We start from the raw sequence: 16,209 nt of genomic DNA on the forward strand, positions 1-16,209 counted from the left end.
GGCTCAGGATTGCTTGAAGGCGCTCAGGAAATCGGCCGTCTTCGTAGGCACGAATTCGGTGATGGTGTAGCTGGCGGCCCCCGCTTCGTTGAAGGGATCCAGCTCGATCACCGCTTCGATATCGGCCCGGCTGTCGGCCGTTGCCAGGATCACGCCGCCGGTGCGTGGCACCAGGCGGCCGGACATCAGGAACATGCCGTTGGCGTATTGCTCACGCAAGTACTCGCTGTGGGCAGCCAGGAGCTTGTCGATCTCCTCGGCCGGTTTCAGGTAAGTGAGCGTGATGATGAACATGATATTCGATCAGAATGGCATCTTGAAGCCAGGCGGCAGCGGCAGGCCGGCGGTCAGGCCGCTCATTTTTTCGGTAGCAGTGGCTTCGGCTTTGCGAACGGCGTCGTTAAAGGCGGCAGCTACCAGGTCTTCCAGCATGTCCTTGTCGTCGCCCAGCAGCGACGGGTCGATCGATACGCGCTTGACGTCGTTCTTGCAGGTCATCACGACCTTAACCATGCCGGCGCCAGCCTGGCCTTCCACTTCGATCAGGGCCAGCGCTTCCTGCGCCTTCTTCATGTTGTCCTGCATGGCTTGCGCTTGTTTCATCAGGCCGGCCAATTGGTTCTTCATCATGGTGTGGTTCTCCGTATTTCGGTGTTGAGTATATTGGTTAGTGCGCGGGCGTCATCGGCGCCACGATCGAGCCGGGCACGATGAAGGCGCCGAAATCGCGCACCATTGCTTTGATAAATGGATCGGCGGCGACCGATTCTTCGGCGGCGCGCTGGCAGTTGTCGCGGTGGAGCTGGGCTTCGACGCTGGTGGTGTACCAGGCCTTGCCGATTTCCGTCTCAACGCGGGCGGCGCGTCCAAAGCGCTCGGTCAGCGCGGAGGTCAGTTTTTCCACATTGGCCGGGGTGGCCCAGGTTTCGATCGGGCAGCGGATGCGGAACACGGCCATATTGCCGTCGAAGGTGCAGCTGACCAATTCGGCCTGGGTTGCCAGTTGCTGCGCCACGCCGCGCAAAGGCAGGTGGGCGGCCAGCGCTGGCCAATTGCCGTCCCAGCCCAATTCGGGGACTGGGGTGATGACGTATTCGTATGGTGCTTTCGCTGGCGCTGCGGCGCGTTGCTGTGGTGCTGCTTGCGGCATGCCGCCAAGGTGCTCGGCGCCGGCAGGCACGGCGGATTCTTCGGAGAAATCGGTTACCCAAGGCGGCAGGTCGTCTTCTTCCGCCTGTTGCTGCACTGGGGCGGCGCGGCGCTGCTGCACTTGCGGCGGGGCTTCCATGACGGCTGCGGCGCCGCCCTGCTCATCCCAAGGTGCGCTGGCTTGCGCGGATGGTGCGCTTGGGACGGGAGCGTCTTCCCACGGTGCGGGTGCACGTGCTGCGGCCGGCGCGGCAGGAGCGGTGTGGTTCGCGGCATGCGCTGGGGCCTGCTGCATCGCAGTTCGCGATGCGGAAGCCGGGGTTGCGTGTGCTGCGGCAGGCGCTGAGGCAGGCGATACCGACGCGTCGGCTTGCGGCGCTGCCGGACGTGCTGGCGCAGGAGGGCGTTGACCCGTGCGGGCAGCGGCTGCGGCGCGCGCGGCTTCCAGCGCGGCGGTGATGGCCATTTTCGCTGGGCTCATCGGACGGCCATCTGCGGCCGGTGCAGGCTGCGGCGCAGGCCCAGGTGCAGGCGCTTGTGCAGGAGCGGCGGCTGGCTGCGGTGCGGCTGGCGCAGCGGGCGCGGCGAATTCTGGCGCGGACGCAGGAGCGGCAGATGCGGCCGGCGCAACAGCCGAAAGCGCCGATGTGGCGGCGACTGGTCCAGATGCGGGGGCACCAGGCACGGGCGCGGCACCGGCTGGATCGCTGACAGCAGGCGCGGATGCGGTGGCAGCAGGCACGGATGCGGTGGCGGCAGGCACGGCGGCGGAAGGCACGCTGGCGAGATGCGAGGCGGATGCGGCGTTGGCGGCTTGCGCGGCGGCTTGCGCAACTTGCTGGACCGGCGGCGCTGGCGGCACGGACGGCGCAACGGCCGCCGCGGCATGGACTGATGCCGGCTGGCCGACCGGGACACTCATGCGGTCCGCCGTCGCAGCGCTGGCCGCCATGGCGGCGGCGGCTGCGGCACGGGCCGGATTCGCGCCCGCTGGACGAGCCGCTACCGGGGCGCCGGCCGGTTGGCCTTCTGCCCCGCCGATACCGGGCCGAAAGGCAAGCATGCGTAACAGCGTCATGGAGAAGCCGGCATATTCGTCAGGCGCCAGCCCCAGCTCATTCCGCCCATGCACAGCGATCTGGTAATACAGCTGCACTTCTTCGGCATCGAAGAGGCCAGCCAGGCGCACGATATCGTTATATTCAGGCAGGTCCGGCGGCACCGCGGAAGGCACGGTCTGCGCCAGCGCAATCCGGTGCAGCAAAGTACCCAGGTCCTGCAGCGCGCCGTTGTAGGACAGCGAACGCGTCGCCATTTCATCGGCCACCGCCATCAAATCAGCGCCGTCCTTGTTGGCCAGCGCATCGAGCAGGCGCACCAGGTAGGACTGGTCCAGCGCACCCAGCATGCCCTGCACCGCATCCAGCGTCACAGCGCCGGCGGCGTAGGCAATCGCCTGGTCGGTCAAAGACAATGCATCGCGCATGGAACCGTGCGCGCCCTGCGCCAGCAAGCGCAAGGCCGGCTGCTCGAACACCACGTTTTCCTGGCCCAGGATATTTTCCAGGTGGCCAACGATATGCCCCGGCGGCATCTGCTTCAGGTTGAACTGCAGGCAGCGCGACAGCACGGTGACGGGAATCTTTTGCGGATCGGTGGTCGCCAGGATGAACTTCACATGCTCCGGCGGTTCCTCCAGCGTCTTCAGCATCGCGTTGAAGGCGTGGTTGGTCAGCATGTGCACCTCGTCGATCATATAGACCTTGAAGCGCGCATTGGACGGTGCGTACACCGCCTGCTCCAGCAGTTGCGCCATCTCGTCGACACCGCGGTTGGACGCCGCGTCCATCTCAACATAGTCGACAAAGCGGCCGCCATCGATCGCGGTACAAGCCTCGCACACGCCGCAGGGGGTGGCCGTGATGCCGCCGTTGCCGTCCGGGCCGACGCAATTGAGCGACTTGGCCAGGATACGGGACAGCGTCGTCTTGCCGACACCGCGCGTCCCGGTAAACAGGTAGGCATGGTGCAGGCGCCCGGTGTGCAGCGCGTGGGTCAGCGCACGGACAACGTGCTCCTGGCCGACGAGCGTTTCAAAGTTCCGGGGGCGGTATTTGCGAGCGAGGACTTGATAGGACATTGCGCGATTTTACCGTAGATAGCGGGCGCTGCGGACAAGATTGCATGCTTGCCATTTACGCAATAAATACAAAAAAAGGGGACGTACCCCTTTTTATGGGTACGTCCCCTTTTTCGATAGGAATTCAAAGAGGCGAGCCTGATCTGCGGCACTTGCGGTGAACAGCTTTGGCTGCTTCGTTCCCGACCTGACCAGGTTAACCGTGCCACAATGCGCAGGGGCCCGCCCGGGCGCAATTATAGGCTATAAACCTAGCTGCTGCCAAATACCATCGACGCGCGCCTTCACGTCGTCGCTCATGGTGATGGTCGTGCCCCATTCACGGCTGGTTTCGCCCGGCCATTTATTGGTCGCGTCGATGCCCATCTTGCTGCCCAGGCCACTGACCGGTGAAGCAAAGTCGAGGTAATCGATCGGCGTATGGTCGACCAGGGTGGTGTCGCGGGTCGGGTCGACGCGCGTCGTGATGGCCCAGATCACCTCTTTCCAGTCGCGGATGTTCACATCCTCGTCCACCACGATAATGAACTTGGTATACATGAACTGGCGCAGGAAGCTCCACACCCCGAACATCACGCGCTTGGCGTGGCCCGCATACTGTTTGCGGATCTGCACCACCGCCATGCGGTAGCTGCAGCCTTCCGGCGGCAAGTAAAAGTCTGTGATCTCGCTGAACTGCTTCTGCAGCAGCGGCACGAACACCTCGTTCAGCGCCACACCCAGCACGGCCGGCTCGTCCGGCGGCTTGCCTGTATAAGTAGAGTGGTAGATCGGGTCGCGCCGCATGGTGATGCGGTCGACGGTGAAGACCGGGAACCAGTCCTGCTCATTGTAATAACCGGTGTGGTCGCCATACGGGCCTTCCAGGCCATGCTCGTAGCCGGAGGGATGGTTTTCGTCCGGGTAGATATGCCCTTCCAGCACGATCTCCGCGGAAGCCGGCACGCGCAGTTCGCTGCCGATGGCTTTAACGAGCTCGGTGCGGCCGCCGCGCAGCAGGCCGGCGAATTGATATTCCGACAGGCTATCCGGCACCGGCGTCACCGCGCCGAGGATGGTCGCAGGGTCCGCCCCCAAAGCGACGCAGACAGGATAAGGCTGTCCAGGATTCTTGATGCAGTGCTCACGGAAGTCCAGCGCGCCACCGCGATGCGCCAGCCAGCGCATGATCACCTTATTAGGACCCAGCACCTGCTGGCGGTAGATGCCCAGGTTCTGCCGCTTCTTATTAGGGCCCTTGGTAATGACGAGGCCCCACGTAATCAGGGGCGCCACGTCGCCCGGCCAGCAATGCTGGATTGGCAGGCGGCCCAGGTCCACGTCATTGCCTTCCCATACGATCTCCTGGCAAGGCGCGCCGCGCATCTCTTTCGGCGACATATCCCACACCGCCTTCACCAGCGAGCCGAGTCCCATCAGATCCTTGAAGCCCTTTGGCGGCTCGGGTTCCTTCAACTGCGCCAGCACATGGCCGATCTTGCGCAGCTCGCTCACATCATCGGCGCCCATGCCCAGCGCCACGCGGCGCGGGGTGCCGAACAGGTTGCCCAGCACCGGCATGTCGAATCCGGCCGGTTTTTCAAACAAAATGGCGGGTCCGCCAGCGCGCAGGGTGCGGTCGCAGACCTCTGTCATCTCCAGGTGTGGTGAAACGGGCAAGCTTGTGCGCTTAAGTTCGCCCATTGCTTGCAGTTGGGAAATAAAATCTCGGAGATCGCGATATTTCATACTTTTTTACGATTTTTTTGCTTCGAACGAGGCGTATGAGTACTTTTGGTCAAGTCGTTGATTTTATTGGTTTTTGCCAATGTGTTCACGCAAAAGTCATACTCAAAAGTAATAAAGAACGTCCGTGTTAGTATTGACGGGATATAATACCCCTCCTACAATTTGACCTACCTGATGAGGACATGGCCTTTATGCCAACTAAGTTGTCACTCATTACATTCACGGAGTATCCGGGCTCCACAGACATTTTAAGGAGTGTTTTTCCTGAGGCGTCTGCCTCGCACCCGGAAAAAGTTGTGTTGCAACTGGCTCAACCGATTCGCCAGCTTTAGCAAACAATGATGGCGTCCAGTCCCGTGCGACCTGTGCGGCGGTGGACGAAGATAACACTGATGTAACGACTATGGCACGTCGATTTGACCGCGATTTTTACGCGGCGGGGACGCGTTTTGACTCTTACATTTCAGGGGAGTTCTGAATGAACAATCGATTCAATGGGTTGCTTGATAGCGCCCGTCTATGGGCTCGCCAGCCCGCCGCGTGGATTTCCACGCAGAGCGTATCGGCACGCGGTCTGCTGACCGCCGCTCAGTCTATTTTGAGCATCTTTGGTATTGCAGCATTGGTCATGGCTTGCGCCATGGTGGCTCGTCCAGAACTGGCCTCCGACCTGGCGCACGCCCTGAGCGGCCAGCCGCCGGCACCGGCGCTGGTCGTCGTAGCGCCGCCACTGTCCGAGCTGATGGAAGCGCCTGCGGCGCAGCCAGTTCGCGTAGCGGCCGCTGCTGAAGCCCAGCCCAGCGCCGATGAAAAGGCCTTGATGGGCTCCAAGAAGCAGCAAGATGCCGTCACCAGCTGGCTGTCCAAGCGCTACCGCGTGGCCGGCGATGCGACCAACATGCTGGTCTCCACCGCCTACCTGACCGCCAGCGAAGTCAAGATGGATCCTTTGCTGATTCTGGCTGTGATGGCCATCGAATCTGGCTTGAACCCGTTCGCGGAAAGCCCGATGGGCGCGCAGGGCCTGATGCAGGTGATGTCCAAGGTGCATACTGAGAAATTCCAGGAAATGGGCGGTGTGCAGGCTGCACTGAACCCGGTCGCCAATATCCGCGTCGGCGCCCTGATCCTGAAGGATTATGTGGCCAAGGGCGGTTCGGTGGAAGCGGGCTTGAAATCCTACGTCGGCGCAGGCGCCTTCGAGACGGACGATGGTTATGGTTCCCGCGTCATGGCCGAATACCAGCGCCTGAAACAGGTTTCCGCCGGCAAGAAGGTACCGACCATTACGCCGCCAGTGCTGGCGAGCGCGCCGGTGGCCAAGCCTCAGCCCACCACCGTGGCGAGCAACGACAAGGTCAAGGTCACGCCGGAACAGCTGGCAGGCCTGTAATTCTCCCCTGCCCCATGCCAAAGCCACCCACGGGTGGCTTTTTCTTTGCCCCCGCGTCAGCCGCGTTTCAGGGTCAGCCCCTTGGGTCTGGCCCGATCCACAGCAGCCACGGACTGAAGGCATCCTTCACTGTATTCTGCGGCAATCCCCAAAAAAAACGCCCTCCGCGGCGGGAGGGCATTTCAGGCAATACGGAAACGCGATTAACGCTTCTTGTCGGCGGCGAATTCGTCGGCGCGCAGTTGGGCGGCTAGCTTGTCCAGCACGCCGTTCACGTATTTGTGGCCATCGATACCGCCAAAGGATTTGGTCAGCTCCACCGCTTCGTTGATCACGACGCGGTATGGGATCTCGATGTGGTTCTTCAGTTCGTAGGCGCCGATCAGCAGCACTGCGTGCTCAATCGGGGACAGCTCGCCGATACCGCGGTCAACCAGCGGCGTGAACACTTCACGCAGTTCCACCGATTGCTTGATGGTGCCGCGCAGCAGGTCGGCAAAATATTCGCCGTCCGCCTTGTCGAAGCCATGGGCGCCGCGGATATTGTTGACGACCTTGGTCGCCTCTTCATTGTTCAGCAGCCACTGGTACAGCCCCTGCAGCGCGAACTCGCGCGCGCGGTGGCGCGGGGTGCGGTTCTTGCTCGGGTTGGCGTGCGTCATATTGTCAGTCATATTCATACCTTCTTGTTGAATTACTCGTCGTCGCCCAGGTCCTGGTTCAGCTCTTCCAGGGCAATCGACAGGTTGGCCATTTCGACGGCGCAGCGCGCAGCTTCGGCGCCTTTGACCGCCATGCGGACTTCCGCCTGCTCGTCGTTCTCGGTGGTCAGGATGGCGTTGGCGATAGGGATGCTGTAGTCCAGGCCCACGCGGGTCACGCCCGCGCCGGATTCATTGGACACCAGCTCGAAGTGGTAGGTTTCGCCGCGGATCACGGCGCCCAGCGCGATCAGTGCGTCGAACTGGTTGGACTCGGCCATCTTCTGCAGCACCAGCGGAATTTCCAGGGCGCCCGGCACGGTCACGTGCAGGATGTCTTCATCTTCCACGCCCAGGTTCTTCAGCTCTTGCAGGCAGGCCGACAGCAGGCCGTGGCAAACGTCTTCATTGAAGCGGGCCTGCACGACGCCGATGCGCAGGTTTTCGCCGGACAGGTTGGTTTCGTAGGTTGCTACGGTCATGGTGTACCTCTTTCTAAGGATATTGGATGATGCCGCCTGTCTTGATCAAACGGCAGGTTTGGCCATGTAGCCGGTCACTTCAAGGTTAAAGCCGGTCATCGACGGCATCTTGCGCGGGCTTGCCAGCAGCTGCATCTTGCGCACGCCGACGTCGCGCAGGATCTGGGCGCCGATGCCGTAGCTGCGCAGGTCCATGCTGGCGGCGCGGCCGGTCGGACGCACGTTCTTGTCCAGCGCTTCCAGCTGGCCGAACAGCTGCTCCGCGGTCTCGCCGCAGTTCAGCAGCACCATCACGCCCTGCTCCGCGCCCTTGATCGCTTTCAGCGAGGACGACACGTTCCAGGAGTGGGTGGTGGCTTCGGTTTCCAGCAGGTCCAGGATCGACACTGGCTGGTGCACGCGCACCAGCGATTCCTTGCTCGCCTCCATCGAGCCATGCACCAGGGCCAGGTGGGCCGAGCCGCTTGGCTTGTCGCGGAAGGCGATCATGCGGAAGTCGCCGTGGGCAGTGCGCAGCGGACGTTCGGCGATGCGCTCCACCATGCATTCATTCTGGCTGCGGTAGTGGATCAGGTCGGCGATGGTGCCGATTTTCAGGCCGTGCTCCTTGGCGAATTCCAGCAGTTCCGGCAGGCGCGCCATGGTGCCGTCGTCCTTGATGATTTCGCAGATCACGGAAGCTGGCATCAGGCCGGCCATTGCGGTCAGGTCGCAGCCGGCTTCGGTGTGGCCGGCGCGCATCAGCACGCCGCCCGGTACTGCGCGCAGCGGGAAGATGTGGCCCGGCTGCACGATGTCGCTAGGCTTGGCGCCCTTGGCCACCGCCACCTGGATGGTCTTGGCGCGGTCCGCAGCCGAAATGCCGGTGGTGACGCCTTCCGCCGCTTCGATCGAGACGGTGAAGTTGGTGCCGAACGAGGTGCCGTTCTTGGCCGTCATCATGGTCAGGTCGAGCTGGTTGCAATGCTCTTCGGTCAGGGTCAGGCAGACCAGGCCGCGCGCGTGCTTGATCATGAAGTTGATCGCTTCCGGCGTGACGTGCTCGGCGGCCAGCACCAGGTCGCCTTCGTTTTCACGGTCTTCTTCGTCGACCAGGATCACCATGCGACCGGCGCGCAGTTCGGCGACGATTTCTTCGGTGCTGGAAATGGACATATTTTTTCCTTTGATGTGAGGCACAGAGCGTTTCTTTGTTAACCCGCTATTTTAAAGGATTTGAAGCATTCCCGCCCCCTCAAGCGCCGCCTTTAGGCGTTTTGGCCTAGACTGGTTTTCTTTACAACCCTGAAGGAGGCAGCGATGAAGACCAGTGGTTCGGCCGTCTGGAGCGGCGGCATCAAGGATGGGCGTGGGGCGATCAGCACCGCGAGTGGCGCGCTGCAGGCGGCGCCCTACGGTTTTGCCAGCCGTTTCGAGGGTAAGCCGGGCACCAATCCGGAAGAATTGATCGGGGCGGCGCATGCCGGCTGCTTCACCATGGCGTTGTCGCTGATCCTGGGCGAGGCGGGCTTGACGGCCGAGAAAATGGAAACCAAGGCTGAAGTGACGCTGGATAAAGTGGGCGATGGATTCGCCATCACCGCCATCCATCTGGACCTGCAGGCCAAGATTCCCGGCGCCGACAAGGCCAGATTCGAAGAGCTTGCCAATAAGGCAAAAGTTGGCTGCCCGGTATCCAAAGTCCTGAATACCAACATCACCCTCACCGCTACCCTGCTGTAGGCCTTCCCCCAATGGGGCGCAAAACGCGCCCCAAAATTTCCCTTGAACTTTTTAATTGCGACCACTATTATTAAGTCACTCGATGATGATCGTCATCAATAAACCCTCAAAGGAAAAACCATGAACCTCAAAGATTCCGTCGTATTCATCACTGGCGCCAACCGTGGCCTGGGCTTGCAACTGGCGAAAGCCGCCCTGGCCGCCGGCGCTAAAAAAGTCTACGGCGCCGCGCGCGACCCAAAATCGGTCACCCTGCCCGGCGTTACCCCGGTCCAGCTGGACGTGACGAACCACGACGAAATCGCAGCCGTCACCCGTGAATTAAAAGATGTAAATGTATTGATCAACAACGCCGGCATCGTCCGCGCCGGCGGCATCCTGGCCGACAACGCCCTGGAACAAGCACGTGCCGAACTGGAGACCAACCTGATCGGTCCTATGCTGCTCAGCAAAGGCTTCGCTCCGGCACTGAAAGCCAACGGCGGCGGCGCCATCGTCAATATCCTGTCCGTACTGGCCTGGTACAGCCAGGGCCCGACCAACACCTACAGCATGTCGAAATCCGCCGCCTGGGCACTGACCAACGGCCTGCGCATCGAGCTGGCGCCCCAAGGCACGCTCGTGGTGGGCGCCCACATGGGCTATATGGAGACCGACATGACCGCCGGCTATGAAGTCGCGAAGATCAAGCCGGAAGAAGTGGCCGCGCAAATTTTCAAAGCGCTGGCGGAAGGCAAAGAAGAAGTGCTGGCGGACGATCTCACCCGCCAGGTAAAACTCGGCATCAACGCGGAGCTTCCGGCCTACATCGCCGCCGCACGCACCGCTGCTTAATTGCGCCAAGGGTGTAGCACTACGTGCTGCACTCCCCCATGGGCCGCAGAAAGTGTTTAAAACAGAGGCTTTCGACCGCTGAGCCAGGCCGGCCGCGAGAAGAACCAGCCAGGCGAAGACTTCCCGGTGCCGCAGTGTCCGCAGCAAAAGCTATGGCTGGCAGCCTGCAAACGTTAACGACAGCCGAGCTAGATGTGCTTAGGATAGCGCCTTACTTGCTAATTCTCGCTTCCTTGTTGATCCGCTCGATGCTGATAACTTCTGCAGGCCCGTTCCCGCCAAACAGCAATCGGCGGGAATTCAACTTAATACGCAGTGTTTGGTTACGCTCCTGCAATTTGAACGGATCCGCTTCCCAAAGCATTCGCTTTTGCGTTTCAGGCACATAAAAAGCCGGTACATCATCGGCGTCTTCGGGCCGGTCAAGCCGGATGCGCCGGTTTCCAAGCATCTCCTCGAATATCGCCCGGTTCGAAAGGCTCAACTCGAGTTGTTTGAAATGGACCTCCCCTTCAACGACATGCGCCGGTTCCGATGAAGGGATGCGATACATGGCGAAACAAAACGCCAACCATAGCAGCGCCAGTGAGGCGACAACAATGGCGGCCAGCTTAAGAAACCCGAGGATGCGGGCCAGGCGAATTACCCCACCTTATTGAGCGACAGCATGCGCTCCACGTAGCGGGCGATCAGGTCGATTTCGAGGTTGACCTTGGAGCCTGCCTTCAGGTGCTTCAAGGTAGTGACCTGGATGGTGTGGGGGATCAGGTTGATCGAGAACTGGCAGCCGCTGGCACTGTCTTCGACGCGGTTGACGGTCAGGGACACGCCATTCACCACCACCGAGCCTTTGTACGCCAGGTATTTGGCCAGGTCGCGCGGGGCTTCGATCACCAGTTCGTGCGATTCGCCGACCGGCTCGAATTTGCGCACCACACCGAGGCCATCGACGTGGCCGGAAACCAGGTGGCCGCCCAAGCGCTCGGCCAGGGTCAGGGCTTTTTCCAGGTTCACTTCGGTGGTGGTGTCCAGGCCGACGGTCTTGTTCAGGCTTTCGCGCGAAACATCGACGGTGAAGCCGGTAGCGGTTTTCTCCACCACCGTCATGCAGGCGCCATTCAGGGCGATCGAGTCGCCCAGGCCGACGTCGGCCATCGAAAGGCCGCCGGCATCAACGTCCAGGCGTACCCCTGCCTCGGCGCCGCCTTCCAGCGGAGTTACGGTTTTGATTTTGCCAACTGCGGCGACGATTCCAGTAAACATAATGGTCTTTAATGTGGGTTGAACCTGGCAAGGATACGCAAATCGGCGCCGACTTGCTTAACCTCGTGAAATTTCAGATTATGCTTGCCGCTGAGCTCAGTCAGCGCAGGCAGGGCGAACATGCCTTGTGCGTCACCGAGCAGGGTCGGTGCGAGGTAGACCAGCAGCTCATCCACGCAGCCTTCGCGGATCATGGAGCCATTCAGCTTGCCGCCCGCTTCCACGTGCAGTTCGTTGATCTGGCGGCGGCCCAGCTCGCGCATCAGTTCGGGCAGGTCGACCTTGCCGTGGGCGTTGGGCAGCACGATGATTTCGGCGCCCTTGTCGCGCAGCTCCGCTTCCTTCTCCGGATGGTAGGCCGCGGCGACGATCCAGGTGCCTCCGCCCTCCAGCACGCGTGCCTGCGGGCTGATTTCCAGTTTGCTGTCGACGACGATGCGGCGCGGCTGGCGAGGAGTTTCGACGGCACGCACGTTCAACTGCGGGTCGTCGGCCTTGACGGTGCCGATGCCGGTCAGGATGGCGCAGGCGCGGGCGCGCCAGGCGTGGCCGTCGGCGCGCGCCTCCGGGCCGGTGATCCACTGGCTTTGGCCGTTATGCAGGGCCGTCATGCCATCGAGGCTGGCGGCGGTCTTCATGCGCACCCAAGGCAGCCCATGCCGCATGCGGTGGAAGAAGCCGATGTTCATTTCATAGGCTTGCTCGGCCAGCAGGCCGCTGGCGACTTCAATGCCGGCGGCGGACAGGCGTGCCATGCCGTTGCCGGCGACCAGCGGATTAGGGTCTTCCATTGCGGCGACCACGCGGCCCAGGCCTTCGCGCACCAGCGCGTCGGCGCATGGCGGCGTGCGGCCGTGGTGGCTGCACGGTTCCAGCGTGACGTAGGCGGTGGCGCCGCGCACGTCGTGGCCGCGCCGCCTGGCGTCTTTCAGGGCCTGGATTTCGGCGTGATCCTGGCCGGCAGGCTGCGTGACGCCCTCGCCGATCACGACACCGTCGCGCACGATCACGCAGCCGATGCGCGGGTTCGGGGAAGTGGTGAACAGGCCTTTTTCCGCCCATTGCAGGGCGAGCTGCATGCCTTCGAGGTCGCTGTTGATGTTCATATGCTCGCGCAAGTTGACGGTTCCAAGGCGGGGTCGCATAAGCGCGCCCTGCCCTGCATATTGATCTTGATATTGCGCTGCACGCCGTCCAGTTCAAGGGTGATGGTGCCAAAGTTGGCGGCATTCGGGTAGGCGGCGCGGCAGCTGCGTCCTGCTGCATTATATGCGACGTAAAACGGGGCCGTGGCGTCGGTGAAGCTTGCCCGGATGACCAGCCTGCCGGGTGGCGCCTTGTGCCGGGCGAGAATCTGCTCGCCCGGGTCGGCGCTGCGATTGGCGTTGGCGTCGACAATGACCAGCCAGCCTTGCTGCCAGTCGCCGTTTTCAGCCAGCAGCGTGACAACGCGGCGGCGGGCGATCGCCTGGGCGCGGGTGTCATTGATGGCTGCCAGCAGGTCGGACGAGGCGGCGCGCAGCTGCCGCCCAGCCAGCATATTGCTAAGATCCGGCAGCGCGGAGGCGAAAAGGATGGAGACGATGGCGAGGGCTATCATCAGCTCCAGGAGCGTGAATGCCGGCCTGGCGTGCGCAGCGGCGCCCGCTCCCGCGTGGTGCAGCAACGGCGCCGGGTTCCTGATTAGCGCCAGCAATCGCGGGCGGGGCCGGTGGCGAGATGGAGTCCACTGCTGGTGAGGATGAGGCGTTCGCATCTCGGGTCCCTGAAGTTCGCGTCGACATTGGCCGTACCAGGTGTGGCGACAAGCTGGATACAGTCGCGGATTTCCTGGCCATCGCAGGCTTTCCCCTCAAGCTCGTAGGCGCTGGAGCTGGCAGCGCGGCCAGACCACCAGCGGAACTCGTTCGCGTTCAGCGCTGAAAATGCTGCATAGCTGTTGTAGCGCGTGAAATAGCGCTCCTGCTGTTGCATCAACTCTTGCAGCGTGGCTTGCGCTTCGCTGCGGCGCATGCGCACGACCGCTTCATGCCATACCGGAAGCGCGACGGCAGCCAGAATGGCGGCAATGACGATGGCAATGAGCACGCCGATCAGCGTGCTGCCGCTGGCTGGCCGTTTCATGGTTCGGTCCCGCTGCCGGCTGCGTCGTGCAGCGACTGCCAGTCCATGATTTCACGCCAGCTGTGGCGGTGTACCGGCGTTGGCTCTGTGTAGCTGGCCTGCAGCACCGTTTCCGTACCGGGACGCGGGCCGAAACCCATCACGGTCACCCGATAATAGTAGGCTGGCGGCGCGCCGGCAGGCGTATAGGCTACGCGCTCCACCAGGTAGCGCGGGCGACGGAACGGCAGGCTGCCCTGCCCGACCGGCATGGCGGCTCCGGTCAGCGCGCCATATTCCGTACCGCCATTTCCAGCCAGGTCGACGACTTGCCAGGCCGGCGCTGGTCCGGGGCCGCCGACGGCCGATTGCTGGACGTGGCCATCTGGCGGCTGGCCGGTGGCATGCTGGCTGCCGGTGACAGGCGCCGGGGCCGGGGCTTCGATTGGCTGGCCAAGGCCGGCGTTGATATCACGTTCTGCGTCCATCAGGGCATCCTCCGCCGCCTGGAAGGCGATCAGGTGGTCTCGTTCGGCACGGGCGGACTTCTCGCCAAGCATCGCCATTTGCGCTGCCGATGCGCCGATCGCCAGTGCTGCCAGAAGCATCAACATTGTCACGGGAAGCGTGATGCCGCGCTGGTGGTGCATGGCGGTTCCTTACGGGTTACGCAGCGCCACGGTGGCCGCGAACAGGCGGCGGGCGCGGCGCTGCATTGCGGGCGGCAAGCGGGCTTCGTCCAGGTGCTCGCCTGGCAGTAGTTCATAGATGCTCAGCCGGGTGCCGGTGCGTGAGCCGCGCTCACCATGCAGGAGTAGTGCGATGCGAACGCTGGTGACGCGGCGCCAGGTGGGCCGCATCGCCCGCTCCGCCGGTGGAAGCGCAGCATCGCGAGCGTCGATGGCGCTGGCGCTGAGGTAGAGGTTGGGAACGTTGTCGCGCGGGGTGTCGGTGTCGATGCCGTAGAGTACCTGGAAGGAATCCACGCCGCGGATCACGGCGTCGCTGCCCCAGCCGTGCGGTCCTTTGTACTTGCACCGCAGTTCGGCGACGCCATCGCTGGCTTCTGCGACGTAGAAGATGCTCCAGGCCCATTCACCAGGGCTGGCGGGGAACCCCGCGCAGTTCAGCATGGCGCTGCCAGCGCCAGCGCCTGCAAGGGCGCCGGCCGCGTAGCGGATGGCGATCGCGTCGCTGCCGTTGATTGCTGGCAGCGGCGCACCGAGTTCGTTTGCGTTGCTTGCCACGCTGGCCGCATCGCGCCCTTCGATGGCGAGCGGGGGCAATGGGCCGGCCGGTGCCGCAGCGCCGGCGCCGTCTTGATCGCTGGACTCGCCGGGTTCGCCGGGATAACCGGCTTGCCGCAAGGCCTGTGTGACGATAGCCAGCGCGAAGCGGCCATTGTCGTCAATGCGGGTATTGGCGCCGTTGTGCAGGAAGTCGCCATTCGACGCGTGCAACAGTGAGGCGGCAGCGAGGATAACCAGCAGGCTAAGTGCCATCGCAACAAGAACTTCGGACAAGGCCAGGCCAGCTTGTCGCGCTTTCATGGCGTACTCCCTGGGGCGAACAAAGCAACTGGCAGCGCGACGGCGGGGCCAGCGACCGGGCCGGGGCCGATGCCGCTGGAGTTGCTGCCACGCCAACCGATCTTGATGACGATGGGAGCGTTGGCTTCACCCGAGCAAGCCCACTGTAATCGGCCGCCAGGGGCGGCGGATACATCCCGGCAGGTCAGTGCGCGAGGCGCTGGGAGGGAGGATTGCAGTTGCTGACGGAACGCGCCAAGATCGTACTGCGCAAGTGCAGCGGCATCGCACTCGGCCACGAAGCAGTCGGCGGCGGTCGCATCGCCTGCGGCCACCGCTGCAGCGGCGTCGAATTCAAAGCCCAGGTAAGCGGAGGACTGCGCAGCGTTGGCGCGGATGCGGTCGGCGAGCGTGGCGGCGGCCTGCATGGCTTCGGTCAGCAGTGCCGATTCCTGTCGCGTGCGCATGGCGTGTGCCTGCATTGCCAGCGCGCCCACCAGCCCGACAGCCAGCAGCAGCACGGCAACCAGCACTTCCACCATCGTGAACCCCGCAACCTGGCGACGCATGGCGCAGCCCTCCCCTGCTGATCACATTAGCCAGCAGCGGTCACACGGGTTTGCGGAATCTCAAGCCTTGGGGGAGAGCTCTTGACCGTCGCCAACAGCTTCGATCGCGTCCTGGAATTCGGCCAGGTCTTCGAAGTTTTTGTAGACGGAAGCAAAGCGGATGTACGCCACTTTGTCGAGGCGCTTGAGCTCAGCCATGACGAGCTCGCCAACGTAGACGGAATCGACTTCACGCTGGCCACTGGTCAGCAGCTTTTCTTCGATGGAGGAAACGGCCTTGTCGACCGACTCGGCAGCAACGGGACGTTTGCGCAAGGCCAGCATCAGGCTGGCGCGCAGCTTGTCGGCCGAATACTCGGTGCGGCTGCCGTTTTTCTTGACCACATACGGCATGGTCAGTTCGATCCGCTCCCATGTCGTGAAGCGCTTGTCGCAGTTCACGCAGCGCCGGCGCCGCTTGATGGCGTCCCCCTCCTCCGACACGCGGGTGTCGAGGACCTGGATATCATCGTGCTGGCAGAACGGGCATTTCATTGATGGAGCGTCTCTTATTATGTAATGAAAAAGCGCCGGACCTCGCGATCCGGCGCCTCGAT

General features: G+C 62.8%; 19 protein-coding genes and 1 other RNA gene. 3 read left to right on the forward strand and 17 right to left on the reverse strand.

Annotated elements, in window-relative coordinates; genetic code table 11:
• Positions 1–3: 3 nt before the first annotated feature.
• The 5 genes from GM658_RS01715 to ubiD all read right to left on the reverse strand — a co-directional run bounded on the left by GM658_RS01715 (position 4) and on the right by ubiD (position 5,017).
• Complete coding sequence (locus tag GM658_RS01715; protein ID WP_057263408.1) at positions 4–294, reverse strand: YciI family protein; 291 nt, start codon at positions 292–294, stop codon at positions 4–6.
• Positions 295–303: 9 nt separating this feature from the next.
• Positions 304–630, reverse strand: coding sequence for a YbaB/EbfC family nucleoid-associated protein (locus tag GM658_RS01720; RefSeq protein WP_155452278.1), 327 nt, complete (start codon positions 628–630; stop codon positions 304–306).
• Between the two features lie 37 nt (positions 631–667).
• Positions 668–3,289, reverse strand: a complete 2,622-nt coding sequence (gene dnaX, locus GM658_RS01725) for a DNA polymerase III subunit gamma/tau (RefSeq protein ID WP_155452279.1) — start codon at positions 3,287–3,289, stop codon at positions 668–670.
• Between the two features lie 128 nt (positions 3,290–3,417).
• Positions 3,418–3,516: signal recognition particle sRNA small type (ffs, locus tag GM658_RS01730), an RNA gene on the reverse strand.
• A gap of 16 nt (positions 3,517–3,532) precedes the next feature.
• Entirely contained in the window at positions 3,533–5,017 is a 1,485-nt protein-coding gene (gene ubiD, locus GM658_RS01735; protein WP_155452280.1) for a 4-hydroxy-3-polyprenylbenzoate decarboxylase, read from the reverse strand.
• Positions 5,018–5,495: 478 nt separating this feature from the next.
• Between ubiD and GM658_RS01740 the strand changes: the two genes are divergently transcribed.
• Positions 5,496–6,410, forward strand: coding sequence for a transglycosylase SLT domain-containing protein (locus GM658_RS01740; RefSeq protein WP_155452281.1), 915 nt, complete (start codon positions 5,496–5,498; stop codon positions 6,408–6,410).
• A gap of 203 nt (positions 6,411–6,613) precedes the next feature.
• Here GM658_RS01740 and nusB read toward each other — a convergent pair whose 3' ends face one another.
• From nusB to ribBA, 3 genes are read right to left on the reverse strand one after another with little or no spacing between them, the layout of a single operon-like run.
• A complete protein-coding gene (gene nusB / locus GM658_RS01745) occupies positions 6,614–7,084 on the reverse strand; it encodes a transcription antitermination factor NusB (RefSeq protein WP_155452282.1) in 471 nt (156 codons plus the stop codon).
• 20 nt (positions 7,085–7,104) lie between these two features.
• Positions 7,105–7,593: a 6,7-dimethyl-8-ribityllumazine synthase gene (gene ribH, locus GM658_RS01750; RefSeq protein ID WP_155452283.1), complete on the reverse strand. Its 489-nt coding sequence runs from the start codon at positions 7,591–7,593 to the stop codon at positions 7,105–7,107.
• Between the two features lie 45 nt (positions 7,594–7,638).
• Positions 7,639–8,748 (reverse strand): bifunctional 3,4-dihydroxy-2-butanone-4-phosphate synthase/GTP cyclohydrolase II, encoded by a 1,110-nt coding sequence (ribBA, locus tag GM658_RS01755; RefSeq protein ID WP_155452284.1) that lies wholly within the window; start codon positions 8,746–8,748, stop codon positions 7,639–7,641.
• Between the two features lie 144 nt (positions 8,749–8,892).
• Between ribBA and GM658_RS01760 the strand changes: the two genes are divergently transcribed.
• A complete protein-coding gene (locus GM658_RS01760; protein WP_155452285.1) occupies positions 8,893–9,315 on the forward strand; it encodes an OsmC family protein in 423 nt (140 codons plus the stop codon).
• A 120-nt stretch (positions 9,316–9,435) separates the two neighbouring features.
• Positions 9,436–10,149 (forward strand): SDR family oxidoreductase, encoded by a 714-nt coding sequence (locus GM658_RS01765; protein ID WP_155452286.1) that lies wholly within the window; start codon positions 9,436–9,438, stop codon positions 10,147–10,149.
• A 211-nt stretch (positions 10,150–10,360) separates the two neighbouring features.
• Here GM658_RS01765 and GM658_RS01770 read toward each other — a convergent pair whose 3' ends face one another.
• The 9 genes from GM658_RS01770 to nrdR all read right to left on the reverse strand — a co-directional run bounded on the left by GM658_RS01770 (position 10,361) and on the right by nrdR (position 16,147).
• Positions 10,361–10,702 (reverse strand): hypothetical protein, encoded by a 342-nt coding sequence (locus GM658_RS01770; RefSeq protein ID WP_155452287.1) that lies wholly within the window; start codon positions 10,700–10,702, stop codon positions 10,361–10,363.
• Between the two features lie 89 nt (positions 10,703–10,791).
• Positions 10,792–11,412, reverse strand: a complete 621-nt coding sequence (locus GM658_RS01775; RefSeq protein WP_155452288.1) for a riboflavin synthase — start codon at positions 11,410–11,412, stop codon at positions 10,792–10,794.
• An 8-nt stretch (positions 11,413–11,420) separates the two neighbouring features.
• Positions 11,421–12,518 carry a bifunctional diaminohydroxyphosphoribosylaminopyrimidine deaminase/5-amino-6-(5-phosphoribosylamino)uracil reductase RibD gene (gene ribD / locus GM658_RS01780; RefSeq protein ID WP_155452289.1) on the reverse strand — a complete coding sequence of 366 codons (1,098 nt, stop codon included), beginning with the start codon at positions 12,516–12,518 and terminating at the stop codon, positions 11,421–11,423.
• Positions 12,515–13,168 (reverse strand): GspH/FimT family pseudopilin, encoded by a 654-nt coding sequence (locus GM658_RS01785; RefSeq protein ID WP_155452290.1) that lies wholly within the window; start codon positions 13,166–13,168, stop codon positions 12,515–12,517. The genes ribD and GM658_RS01785 overlap by 4 nt, the downstream gene beginning before the upstream one ends.
• Positions 13,096–13,536, reverse strand: a complete 441-nt coding sequence (locus GM658_RS01790; protein ID WP_155452291.1) for a type IV pilin protein — start codon at positions 13,534–13,536, stop codon at positions 13,096–13,098. Before GM658_RS01790 ends, GM658_RS01785 begins: the two co-directional genes overlap by 73 nt.
• Positions 13,533–14,165 (reverse strand): pilus assembly PilX family protein, encoded by a 633-nt coding sequence (locus tag GM658_RS01795; protein ID WP_155452292.1) that lies wholly within the window; start codon positions 14,163–14,165, stop codon positions 13,533–13,535. Before GM658_RS01795 ends, GM658_RS01790 begins: the two co-directional genes overlap by 4 nt.
• A 9-nt stretch (positions 14,166–14,174) precedes the next feature.
• Entirely contained in the window at positions 14,175–15,065 is an 891-nt protein-coding gene (locus GM658_RS01800; protein WP_155452293.1) for a PilW family protein, read from the reverse strand.
• Positions 15,062–15,613: a type IV pilus modification protein PilV gene (pilV, locus tag GM658_RS01805; protein WP_155452294.1), complete on the reverse strand. Its 552-nt coding sequence runs from the start codon at positions 15,611–15,613 to the stop codon at positions 15,062–15,064. The genes GM658_RS01800 and pilV overlap by 4 nt, the downstream gene beginning before the upstream one ends.
• 60 nt (positions 15,614–15,673) lie before the next feature.
• Positions 15,674–16,147, reverse strand: coding sequence for a transcriptional regulator NrdR (gene nrdR / locus GM658_RS01810; RefSeq protein WP_155452295.1), 474 nt, complete (start codon positions 16,145–16,147; stop codon positions 15,674–15,676).
• Between the last annotated feature and the right edge of the window lie 62 nt (positions 16,148–16,209).

The sequence above is a fragment of the Massilia eburnea genome, assembly GCF_009720745.1.
GTDB lineage: Bacteria > Pseudomonadota > Gammaproteobacteria > Burkholderiales > Burkholderiaceae_D > Rugamonas > Rugamonas eburnea.